The organism is Ramlibacter sp., from assembly GCF_028292805.1.
GTDB lineage: Bacteria > Pseudomonadota > Gammaproteobacteria > Burkholderiales > Burkholderiaceae_C > Ramlibacter.
This window is the reverse complement of sequence record NZ_JAQGLS010000243.1, coordinates 1-10806: the sequence shown is the minus strand read 5'-3', so window position 1 is coordinate 10806 and position 10806 is coordinate 1. Positions and strand designations below refer to the sequence as shown.

At 65.0% G+C, this 10806-nt stretch carries 7 protein-coding genes and 5 tRNA genes; 10 read left to right on the top strand and 2 right to left on the bottom strand.

Annotated features, from left to right (window positions below; translation table 11 throughout):
• Window positions 1-157 precede the first annotated feature (157 nt).
• From JWP65_RS15390 to JWP65_RS15350, 9 genes are all read left to right on the top strand, one after another.
• A tRNA-Leu gene (locus tag JWP65_RS15390) sits at window positions 158-244 on the top strand.
• A 29-nt stretch (window positions 245-273) separates the two neighbouring features.
• Complete coding sequence (gene tig / locus JWP65_RS15385) at window positions 274-1587, top strand: trigger factor (RefSeq protein ID WP_299765258.1); 1314 nt, start codon at window positions 274-276, stop codon at window positions 1585-1587.
• A gap of 205 nt (window positions 1588-1792) precedes the next feature.
• Window positions 1793-2401, top strand: coding sequence for an ATP-dependent Clp endopeptidase proteolytic subunit ClpP (gene clpP / locus JWP65_RS15380; protein ID WP_299765255.1), 609 nt, complete (start codon window positions 1793-1795; stop codon window positions 2399-2401).
• 148 nt (window positions 2402-2549) lie between these two features.
• Window positions 2550-3815 carry an ATP-dependent Clp protease ATP-binding subunit ClpX gene (gene clpX / locus JWP65_RS15375; RefSeq protein WP_299765253.1) on the top strand — a complete coding sequence of 422 codons (1266 nt, stop codon included), beginning with the start codon at window positions 2550-2552 and terminating at the stop codon, window positions 3813-3815.
• A 142-nt stretch (window positions 3816-3957) separates the two neighbouring features.
• A complete protein-coding gene (lon, locus tag JWP65_RS15370) occupies window positions 3958-6387 on the top strand; it encodes an endopeptidase La (protein WP_299765251.1) in 2430 nt (809 codons plus the stop codon).
• Between the two features lie 70 nt (window positions 6388-6457).
• A tRNA-Gly gene (locus JWP65_RS15365) sits at window positions 6458-6533 on the top strand.
• A 45-nt stretch (window positions 6534-6578) separates the two neighbouring features.
• A tRNA-Cys gene (locus tag JWP65_RS15360) sits at window positions 6579-6652 on the top strand.
• A 22-nt stretch (window positions 6653-6674) separates the two neighbouring features.
• Window positions 6675-6750 (top strand) — tRNA-Gly (locus JWP65_RS15355).
• A gap of 78 nt (window positions 6751-6828) precedes the next feature.
• Window positions 6829-6917 (top strand) — tRNA-Leu (locus tag JWP65_RS15350).
• 97 nt (window positions 6918-7014) lie between these two features.
• On the opposite strand, the gene JWP65_RS15345 is transcribed toward JWP65_RS15350, so the two are convergent.
• On the bottom strand, window positions 7015-8979 hold the full coding sequence (locus JWP65_RS15345) for a methyl-accepting chemotaxis protein (protein WP_299765249.1): 1965 nt from the start codon (window positions 8977-8979) through the stop codon (window positions 7015-7017).
• A 20-nt stretch (window positions 8980-8999) separates the two neighbouring features.
• Window positions 9000-9734, bottom strand: a complete 735-nt coding sequence (locus JWP65_RS15340) for an MHYT domain-containing protein (RefSeq protein ID WP_299765247.1) — start codon at window positions 9732-9734, stop codon at window positions 9000-9002.
• An 846-nt stretch (window positions 9735-10580) separates the two neighbouring features.
• On the opposite strand from JWP65_RS15340, the gene JWP65_RS15335 reads away from it, so the two are divergent.
• The coding region (locus JWP65_RS15335) for a DUF6806 family protein (protein WP_367280520.1) at window positions 10581-10806 on the top strand (226 nt) is incomplete at its 3' end.

Genomic DNA, 10806 nt, shown 5'->3' with positions numbered 1-10806 from the left:
GGCAATCCAGCCAGCGCCTGATCAACCATGGATCCCGGGCCAAGCCCGGGACGACAAAGGTGCCGGGTCGCACTACGGTTAAAATCTCCGGTTGACCGGATTCGAGCGGGCGGTCGGGGGCTCCCTGCCCGCCCGCTTTTCCCTTTTCCAGTGACCGGCGCGGGTGGCGAAATTGGTAGACGCACCAGGTTTAGGTCCTGACGCCAGCAATGGTGTGGGGGTTCGAGTCCCCCCCCGCGCACCACACAGATTCCGACCCAAGAGAGATTGACCATGGCCGTGACCGTAGAGACCCTAGACAAGCTGGAACGCAAGATGACGCTGACGCTTCCCGTCACCGCCATCCAGTCCGAAGTCGATTCCCGCCTGAAGAAGCTGGCGCGCACCGTCAAGATGGACGGCTTCCGTCCCGGCAAGGTGCCGATGTCCGTGGTGGCCCAGCGCTACGGCTACTCGGTGCAGTTCGAAGTCATGAACGACAAGGTGGGCGAAGCCTTCGCGGCCGCCGCCAACGAAGCCAAGCTGCGCGTTGCCGGTCAGCCCAAGATCACCGAGAAGGAAGGCGCGCCCGCCGGCGAGCTGACCTTCGACGCCGTGTTCGAGGTGTACCCCGAGGTGAAGATCGGCGAGCTGGCCGACGCCGAGGTCGAGAAGACCAGCACCGAAGTGACGGACGCGGCCATCGACCGCACCCTGGACATCCTGCGCAAGCAGCGCCGCACCTTTGCCCAGAAGCCGGCCGATGCCCCCGCGGCCGACGCCGACCGCGTCACCGTCGACTTCGAAGGCAAGATCGACGGCGAGCCGTTCGAGGGCGGCAAGGCCGAGGACTTCCAGTTCATGGTCGGCGAAGGCCAGATGCTCAAGGAGTTCGAGCAAGCGGTGCGCGGCATGAAGTCGGGCGAGAGCAAGACCTTCCCGCTGGCCTTCCCCGAGGACTACCACGGCAAGGATGTGGCGGGCAAGACGGCCGACTTCATGGTCACGGTCAAAAAGATCGAAGCGGCCAACCTGCCGGAAGTCAACGAAGCCTTCGCCAAGTCGCTGGGCATCACCGACGCCACCGTCGACGGCCTGCGCGCCGACATCCGCAAGAACCTCGAGCGCGAAGTCAAGTTCCGCCTGCTGGCCAAGAACAAGCAGGCCGCCATGGACGCGCTGGTCGCCAAATCCGAGCTGGACCTGCCCCAGGCCATCGTCAAGAACGAAATCGACCGCCTGGTGGAAGGCGCCCGCGCCGACCTGAAGCAGCGCGGCATCAAGGACGCCGACAAGGCCCCGATCCCCGACGAGGTGTTCCGCCCGCAAGCCGAGCGCCGGGTCCGCCTGGGCCTGGTGGTGGCCGAGCTGGTCAAGGCCCATGACCTGGCTGCCAAGCCGGACCAGATCAAGACCCACATCGAGGAACTCGCGGCCAGCTACGAGCGCCCGGCCGACGTGGTGCGCTGGTACTACGGCGACAACAAGCGCATGGCCGAAGTCGAAGCCATCGTGATCGAAAACAACGTCACCGACTTCATCCTGTCCAAGGCCAAGACCGTGGAAAAGCAAGTCGACTTCGACGAGCTGATGGGCCAGCAGGGCTGATCACTTTCAAATCGCCGCGCGATTTGAAAGTGGCCTGATCAGTGCGGAGAGGAACCGGCAAAGCCGGGTCCTTCCCGCAAGTGGGACTGCACCGCGCGATGCGCGGCGCAGTCCGTTCACAAAGGGGCTTGGTGGTCTTGCCAAAGGCCGGCCGAGCCCCATCTGCATTCAGGCTAAAGTACAGCCATCCACCGGAGTCTTCCCCATGAGCGCACTTGATACCCAAGCCCTCGGCCTGGTGCCGATCGTCATCGAGCAATCCGGCCGCGGCGAGCGGTCCTACGACATCTTTTCGCGGCTGCTGCGCGAGCGCGTGATCTTCCTGGTCGGGCCGGTGAACGACCAGACCGCCAACCTGGTGGTGGCGCAGCTGCTGTTCCTGGAGTCCGAGAACCCGGACAAGGACATCTCGCTGTACATCAACTCGCCGGGCGGCAGCGTCAGCGCCGGCATGGCGATCTTCGACACGATGAACTTCGTCAAGCCGGCGGTCTCCACGCTGTGCACCGGCATGGCCGCCTCGATGGGCGCCTTCCTGCTGGCGGCCGGCGAGAAGGGCAAGCGCTTTTCGCTGCCCAACTCCAAGATCATGATCCACCAGCCGCTGGGCGGGATGCAGGGCCAGGCCACGGACATCGAGATTCACGCCCGCGACATCCTCAAGACCAAGGCCCAGCTCAACCGCATCCTGGCCGAGCGCACCGGCCAGCCGCTGGAGAAAATCGAGCGCGACACGGACCGCGACTACTTCCTGGAAGCGGAAGAAGCAAAAAACTACGGCCTGGTCGACCAGGTCATCGCGAAGCGGCCTTGAGCCGCGCAGCGGCGCCAGGCCGCTTCGCAGGGACTAGGGGCTAGGGCTTAGGGCCTAGGGAATACCGGTTTGCTGGATTTTCCCTAGCCCCTAGGTCCTAGCCCCTAGCCCCTTGTTATCATCACCCAAAGTTACGGATACACACGCAATGGCCGACCGAAAAGGCTCCTCCAGCGAGAAAACGCTTTACTGCTCGTTCTGCGGGAAGAGCCAGCACGAAGTCAAGAAACTGATCGCCGGTCCTTCGGTGTTCATCTGCGACGAGTGCATCGACCTGTGCAACGAGATCATCCGCGACGAACTGCCCGCGGGTGACGAGCAGCGCGAGGCCCGCGGCGACCTGCCCACGCCCAACGAAATCAAGGCCAACCTCGACAACTACGTGATCGGCCAGGAACCGGCCAAGCGCACGCTGTCGGTCGCCGTCTACAACCACTACAAGCGGTTGCGGCACAAGGACAAGGCCAAGAAGGACGAAGTCGAGCTGACCAAGAGCAACATCCTCTTGATCGGCCCCACCGGCTCCGGCAAGACGCTGCTGGCCCAGACGCTGGCCAAGATGCTGGACGTGCCCTTCGTGATGGCCGACGCCACCACGCTGACGGAAGCCGGCTACGTGGGCGAGGACGTCGAGAACATCATCCAGAAGCTGCTGCAGGCCTGCAACTACGAGGTGGAGCGGGCGCAGCGCGGCATCGTGTACATCGACGAGATCGACAAGATTTCGCGCAAGTCCGACAACCCGTCGATCACCCGCGACGTCTCGGGCGAGGGCGTGCAGCAGGCGCTGCTCAAGCTGATCGAAGGCACCATGGCCAGCGTGCCGCCCCAAGGCGGGCGCAAACATCCGAACCAGGACTTCCTGCAGATCGACACGACCAACATCCTGTTCATCTGCGGCGGCGCCTTCTCCGGCCTGGAAAAGGTGATCGAGCAGCGCTCGGAAGCCTCGGGCATCGGCTTTTCGGCCCGCGTGCGCAGCAAGAAGGAGCGCTCGCTGTCCGACATGTTCCGCGAGGTCGAGCCGGAAGACCTGATCAAATTCGGCCTGATCCCCGAGCTGGTGGGCCGGCTGCCCGTGGTGGCCACGCTCGCCGAGTTGACCGAGGACGCCCTGGTGCGGATCCTGACCGAGCCCAAGAACGCGCTGGTCAAGCAGTACGGCAAGCTGCTGAACATGGAAGGCGTCGACCTGGAAGTGCGGCCCAACGCGCTCAAGGCGATCGCCCGCAAGGCCCTGAACCGAAAGACCGGCGCCCGCGGCCTGCGCTCGATCCTGGAGCAGTCGCTGATCGACACGATGTTCGAGCTGCCCAACATCTCGAACGTCGAGAAAGTGGTGGTCGACGAAAGCACCATCGACGAAAACAAGCCGCCGCTGCTGGTGTACCGCGAAGAGGCGAAGAAAGCCTGATGCGGTTGCAGGACGCTCCGGCCAGGCGTCCGGCCCCCGCTTTTTTTGTTTCGATTCGACCCCACCGCCCCCATGGCGGTGCGGCCGGGTTGAAAATGTCCATATCGCCAGCCATATGGGCTGAGCCACTCTGAGGATTTCCATGTCCGGACATACCCCCCTGCCGCCCGACCCGATGGACCTGCCGCTGCTGCCCTTGCGGGACGTGGTGGTGTTCCCTCATATGGTCATCCCCCTGTTCGTCGGCCGGCCCAAGAGCATCAAGGCGCTGGAAGCCGCGATGGAAGCCGAGCGCCGCATCATGCTGGTGGCGCAAAAGGCCGCCGCCAAGGACGAGCCTTCGGTCTCCGACATGTTCGAGGTCGGCTGCATCTCCACCATCCTGCAGATGCTCAAGCTGCCTGACGGCACCGTGAAGGTGCTGGTCGAGGGCCAGCAGCGCGCCCGCGTCAGCCGCATCACCGACGGCAACGCGCACTTCACCGCCACCGTGGTGCCGGTCGAATCCGGCAGCCTGGACGGCAAGTCGGCCGAGATCGAGGCGCTGCGCCGCGCGGTGCTCCAGCAGTTCGACCAGTACGTCAAGCTGAACAAGAAGATTCCGCCCGAGATCCTGACGTCCATCGCCAGCATCGATGACCCGGGCCGGCTGGCCGACACCATCGCCGCGCACCTGCCGCTCAAGCTCGATAACAAGCAGGTCGTCCTCGACCTCGCCGACGTCAAGGAACGCCTGGACAACCTGTTCGAGCAGATCGAGCGCGAAGTCGAGATCCTGAACGTCGACAAGCGCTTCCGCGGCCGCGTCAAGCGCCAGATGGAGAAGAACCAGCGCGACTTCTACTTGAACGAGCAGGTCAAGGCCATCCAGAAGGAACTGGGCGAAGGCGAGGAGGGCGCGGACATCGAGGAGATCGAAAAGAAGATCAAGCTGGCCAAGATGCCCAAGGACGCCAGGAAGAAGGCCGACGCGGAACTCAAGAAGCTCAAGCTGATGTCGCCGATGTCGGCCGAAGCGACGGTGGTGCGCAACTACATCGAGGTGCTGACCAACCTGCCCTGGGCCAAGCGGACCAAGATCAAGCACGACCTCACGTACGCAGAGGACGTGCTGAACGAGGACCACTGGGGCCTGGAGAAGGTCAAGGACCGCATCCTGGAGTATCTCGCGGTGCAGCAGCGCGTCGACAAGCTGAAGGCGCCGATCCTGTGCCTGGTCGGCCCCCCGGGTGTCGGCAAGACGTCGCTGGGGCAGTCGATCGCCAAGGCCACCGGCCGCAAGTACGTGCGTATGGCCCTGGGCGGCATGCGCGACGAGGCCGAGATCCGCGGTCACCGCCGCACCTACATCGGCGCGTTGCCGGGCAAGGTGCTGCAGTCGCTCGCCAAGGTGGGCACGCGCAATCCATTGTTCCTGCTGGACGAGATCGACAAGCTGGGGCAGGACTTCCGCGGCGACCCGTCGAGCGCGCTGCTGGAAGTGCTGGACCCGGAACAGAACCACACTTTCAGTGACCACTATGTCGAGGTCGACTTCGACCTGTCGGACGTGATGTTCGTGGCGACGTCGAACTCGATGAACATCCCGCCGGCGCTGCTGGACCGGATGGAGGTGATCCGCCTGTCGGGCTATACCGAGGACGAGAAGACCAACATCGCCATCAAGTACCTGCTGCCCAAGCAGTTGAAGAACAACGGCGTCAAGGTCGAAGAGCTGCAGGTGACCGAGGACGCGATCCGGGACATCGTGCGCTACTACACCCGCGAAGCCGGCGTGCGGTCGCTCGAGCGCGAACTCTCCAAGATTTGCCGCAAGGTGGTCAAGGGCCTGCAGTTGAAGAAGCTCCAGCCGCAGGTGGTGGTGAACGCCGAGAACCTGAACGACTACCTGGGCGTGCGCAAGTTCACCTATGGCCGCGCCGAGCAGCAGAACCAGGTGGGCCAGGTGGTCGGCCTGGCGTGGACCGAAGTGGGCGGCGACCTGCTGACGATCGAGGCCGCGCTGATGCCGGGCAAGGGCGTCATCCAGCGCACGGGCTCGCTCGGCGACGTGATGAAGGAATCCGTGGAGGCCGCCCGCACCGTGGTGCGCAGCCGCTCGCGGGCCTTGGGCATCAAGGACGAACTGTTCGAGAAGAAGGACATCCACATCCACGTGCCCGATGGCGCCACGCCCAAGGACGGCCCGAGCGCGGGCGCGGCGATGACGACGGCCCTGGTGTCGGCGCTGACCGGCATCCCGGTGCGCGCGGACGTCGCCATGACCGGCGAGATCACGCTGCGCGGCGAGGTGACGGCGATCGGCGGCCTGAAGGAAAAGCTGCTGGCGGCCCTGCGCGGCGGCATCAAGACGGTGCTGATCCCCGAGGAGAACGCCAAGGACCTGCAGGACATTCCCGAGAACGTGAAGAACGACCTCGAGATCGTGCCGGTGCGCTGGATCGACAAGGTTCTGGAAATCGCGCTGGAGCGCCATCCGACGCCGCTGACGGACGAAGAGGCGCAGCCCGCTCCCGCCGTCGCGGAAGCGGCCGCGCCGCAGCCGACCACCGGCACCGCGGTGAAACATTGAGCGAGAGTGGGCGCGATTCAGGAACTCGTCAGGGCCACCTGAAAACTCCTATATAATTTCGTTCATCGATGCGGGAGTAGCTCAGTTGGTAGAGCGCAACCTTGCCAATGTTGAGGTCGAGAGTTCGAGACTCTTCTCCCGCTCCACATTTGCAAAAAGGCCCTTCGGGGGCCTTTTTCTTTGCTGGACACGGCGCGGTAGCAAAGCGGTTATGCAGCGGATTGCAAATCCGTCCAGGGCGGTTCGACTCCGCCCCGCGCCTCCAGGGACGACAGTCGGTTTTTTTCGCGGGAGTAGCTCAGTTGGTAGAGCGCAACCTTGCCAAGGTTGAGGTCGAGAGTTCGAGACTCTTCTCCCGCTCCACATTTGCAAAAGGGAAGCCTTCGGGCTTCCCTTTTTGCTTTGAGGGCCGCCACGCGGCATGACTTACAGTCGGGGCACGCCTCGATGGTGAAATTGGTAGACACAGCGGACTTAAAATCCGCCGCCTTTAAACGGGCGTCCCGGTTCGATCCCGGGTCGAGGCACCAGTGTGCGGGGCTTTCTGGTCACTCACAACCAGCAAGTCAGCGCCCCGGCCGCCGCCGTCACGCTGCGGTCCGATCGCCCAGGGGTGCCTGCTCCATCTCACGCCACGATTGCGGGCGACTGCGGTAGCGCTTGAGCGCTGGTCCCTGCGACAAGCGTGAAGCGGGACGTCGTGCGCAGCAGTGAATTGGCCTGCTCGCGCATCGACTCCGTGGCGGCAGTCGCCTGTTCGACCAGGGTGGCGTTCTGCTGCACGACGCGGTCCATCTGCGTGACCGCCTCGTTCACCTGGCCGATGCCGGTGCTCTGCTCCTCGCTCGCCGCGGCGATCTCCGCGATGACCGCGGTGACCTCCCTCACGGAGCCGACGATCTCTTGCATCCTGCGGCCCGCCGCGTCCACCAGTTTCGCGCCGGTGTCCACGCGGTCGGCGGAATCACCGATCAGCGTCTTGATCTCCCTGGCTGCGGCGGCGCTGCGCAGCGCCAGGCTTCTCACTTCCGCCGCCACCACAGCGAACCCGCGGCCTTGTTCGCCGGCGCGTGCCGCCTCCACCGCCGCGTTCAGTGCGAGGATGTTGGTCTGGAAAGCGATGCTGTCGATCACGCTGGTGATGTCGCCGATTTTCCGGGAAGACTCGGAGATGCCGGTCATCGTTTGAACCACGTGCCCCACCGCGTCGCCGCCCATGCGAGCCACCTCGGACGCGCCGACCGCCAGCTGGCTGGCCCGGCGCGCGCCGTGCGCGTTCTGCGTCACGGTCGCCGTCAACTCCTCGAGCGAACTGGCGGTCTGTTCCAGCGAGCTCGCCTGTTGCTCCGTGCGCTGCGACAGGTCCAGGTTGCCCTGCGCGATCTGCGCGCTGGTGTCCGCCACCGTCTGCGCGCCCGCAGAGACTTCGGCCACCAGGGTGCGAAGGCTCTGGGTCATCTCCGACAAGGCATTCATCAACTGGGCGGTCTCGCTGCGGCCGCCCGTTTGCAACTGCATCGTCAGGTCGCCGTTCGCAACGCGCCGGGCGACGCAAACGGCCTCGGTGATCGGCCGGGTGATCGACCGCGCGACCGCGAAGCCGAACAGCCCCATCGCCACGAACAGCGTGCCCATCGCGAACAGGGCCATGACCAGCGCGGCAGTCTGGCGCGACAGGCGTTCGTCGAGCATGCGCTGCAACTCTGCCATCGTCTTTGCGGCGAGCACGAACTGTGCGTCGATCGCGCGGGTCATCGCGCCGGAATAGGCTGCCGGGGAATACGTCGGCGCGCCGGCCCGGCCGATCTCGGTGTCGACCAGCGCGAGCGCTTTTGCCGTTTCCTCGGCGGCCGCGCTGGCCGGGGACGCCAGCGTTGCGCTCAGCGCGCTGTTGGTGGTGAGCGGCTTGGCGAGCGACCTTGTCAGGCGAGCGTGGAAGTCTCGGGCGCTCTGCGCCAGTGCCTGGGTCGCCGCCTTCGGTCCGGCGTCGTCCTGCTGCCTGGCCAGGTAGACGACGCCGCCGTCACGCGCCGCCATCAGCGATTCGGTCAGCGACGGTAGGTCAGCGAGCGATGCCGCGATCAGGTGGTGCGTCTCGGGCTCGCGGTCCAGGTTCAACCGGTAGTAGTCCACGGCGAGCGCCAGAACCTGCAGTTGCTGCCGCACCAGTGCCCCATGGCGCGCCCGCCACTCCAGGGCAGGAGCGTCCCGCGCGGTCTTCAGCGCGGACCATTCGGCTGCCGCCTTGGCCCACTGTTCGGTCAGGGCGGCCTCGCCAATGCCGGCTTGCACGTGCGCGGAAAACGTCTCGTAGGCACGATCCGCTTCTGCGGCTTCTGCGGCTTCTGCGGCTTTCGCCAACTGCGCCGGCCTTGACGCAGCGTCTGCGAGTCCGGCCCGTCGCTGCGTCAGGTGGATCACCCTCAGGAGCGCGGCCGCCGGTTCGATGCCAGCCTGCTCTTCCTGGATTAATCCGAGCTGGTCGCTGGCCTGGCGTACGTAGAACACGAACGGGACCAGGAACAGCACTGCGCCGACGAAGCCAAGCAGCGCGAATTTTTCCCCCAGACTGAAGTCGCGTAGCACGGACATGCTGCTCTCTCCTTCGGCCGTCAGGCAGGGACGTGATCGGTGCCGCCCTGGACGACCTGCTGGATCGCGAGGATGGCGGCGATGCCCAGGGCGAGCGAGACCACCAGCGTGGGCAACTGCAGCGTGCTGACCACGCCGAAGCCACGCGGCAGGATGGTGCGGTTTGCCGTGGTGCAGACCAGTTCCGCGGCGGCCATGCCGGTGTAGTGCATCGCGCACACGGCCCCACCCATCACCATGGCCGCTCCCCCGCGGGCAAACCAGTTGCTGGTGTTGAAGGCCAGCCAGAGCGCGGCGATTGCGGCGGTGATGGCGATCAGGACTGACAGCGCGACCACCCCCGGCGACCAGCGGAAGTAGCCGCCAAAGCGCATGCCGTACATGCCCAGGTAGTGCATGACGCAGACTCCCAGACCAAGCACCGCGCCCGCCGTCACCACGCGCGCCATCGTGTGGTTGCGGGCGACGAAGTACAGGGCGAGCGAGGTAGCCACGACGGCGGCGAACAGCGAAACGAGCGTCTCCGTCATCGCGTAGCCGATGGTGAGGTCGGCCCGCAGGGCGAGCATGCCGACAAAGTGCATCGACCAGACACCGATGCCGCCAAGGGCCAGTCCGGCGGCGAGCAGGTTCGACTTGCTGATCGACCCGTCTCGGCGGACGATGTGCCGACCGGCCGAGAGTGCGATGAAGGATCCGATGACCGAAATGACATACGCCAGGACGACATACATCGGCTCGAAGCTGGTGTTCACCAGGGGATTCATGAAGAAACTCCTTGGACTGTGATATGTGTCGTAAGGTTACTTCGGTAACTCGATGCTCGCAATCGATGCGGCCGCAGCAACGCGCAAGAGCGTGAGGTCCGTCACGACGGGACGGTTTACCCATCCCATGGCATGAAAGACTGCAGACTGGATGGATGCCCAGTGGAGCCGTCGTTCTCCACCAGGGAAGTCCACAAGGTGGGTGTTGGACTGAGCCAGGCCTACGCACGACGCAGCAGTCAGGCCGTGACTCGAGATCGCCTCCCGGCGGAAGGGGACGACGATGTCCATGTACTTCCTGCGCGTGTCTAGCGCGTGCGTAACGCCCGCCTCGAGGTCATCTGTCAGCGGTTGCGCCAACCTAGCCATCGGGCAGGGCGAAGAGAGCTTGCAGGCGGTGAGTGCGATGGCAGGGAGCTTCTGCAGCGCGGCTGCCGGCACGCTGCGGATCTTGGGGCGGAAAACCGCTGGCCGTCCGTTTCGTGGCTACCGAGTGTCTGGGATCAGAACGGCGGGCGCACACGCTTGGACATGGCAGCACGGGCATCACCGACGCACCGCACCAGCGGCGGGCATCTTCCTCAACGCGGGCAGCGACCAGCCCTGGAGAGATGTCCGCAAATCAGAAGTAGACTCCACGCTTTCCTGGCGAAGTTGGGCTCGCCTGACGCGCCTTTGCGGAACGGTTCGAGCCCTTAGGTCCTTGATTCACATGGATTAACCTTCGGACATAAAATCCGCCGCCCCTTCAAAAGGCGTGCCGGTTCAATTCCGGCGCGCGGCACCACGCAATCAACCCGGCCCGGACGGTCCACAATAGAGCCGGAGAGCATCATGTCCCAATACGACGCCCCTTTCGAGATCCACGTGCACGGCGATGTGCCGCTGCGCCCGGGTGTCGACTATGCGCAGCTGCAGGAAGCGCTCAAGCCCCTGTGGACCTACGCCGGCGCCAAGTCGCTGGCCGATGGCAGCGAAAGCGCCTACGAGGAAGAGCCCGGCATCAAGTTCGATGCCCAGGACAGCCTGCTGACCATGTGCTGGACGGTCGCCGGCGACC

What these genes read in the sequence shown, in the direction of transcription:
- JWP65_RS15345 (WP_299765249.1), bottom strand. Translation starts at nt 8,979, where the DNA reads ATGTCCGTGCTACGCGACTTCAGTCTGGGGGAAAAATTCGCGCTGCTT.
- clpP (WP_299765255.1), top strand. Translation starts at nt 1,793, where the DNA reads ATGAGCGCACTTGATACCCAAGCCCTCGGCCTGGTGCCGATCGTCATC.
- tig (WP_299765258.1), top strand. Translation starts at nt 274, where the DNA reads ATGGCCGTGACCGTAGAGACCCTAGACAAGCTGGAACGCAAGATGACG.
- clpX (WP_299765253.1), top strand. Translation starts at nt 2,550, where the DNA reads ATGGCCGACCGAAAAGGCTCCTCCAGCGAGAAAACGCTTTACTGCTCG.
- lon (WP_299765251.1), top strand. Translation starts at nt 3,958, where the DNA reads ATGTCCGGACATACCCCCCTGCCGCCCGACCCGATGGACCTGCCGCTG.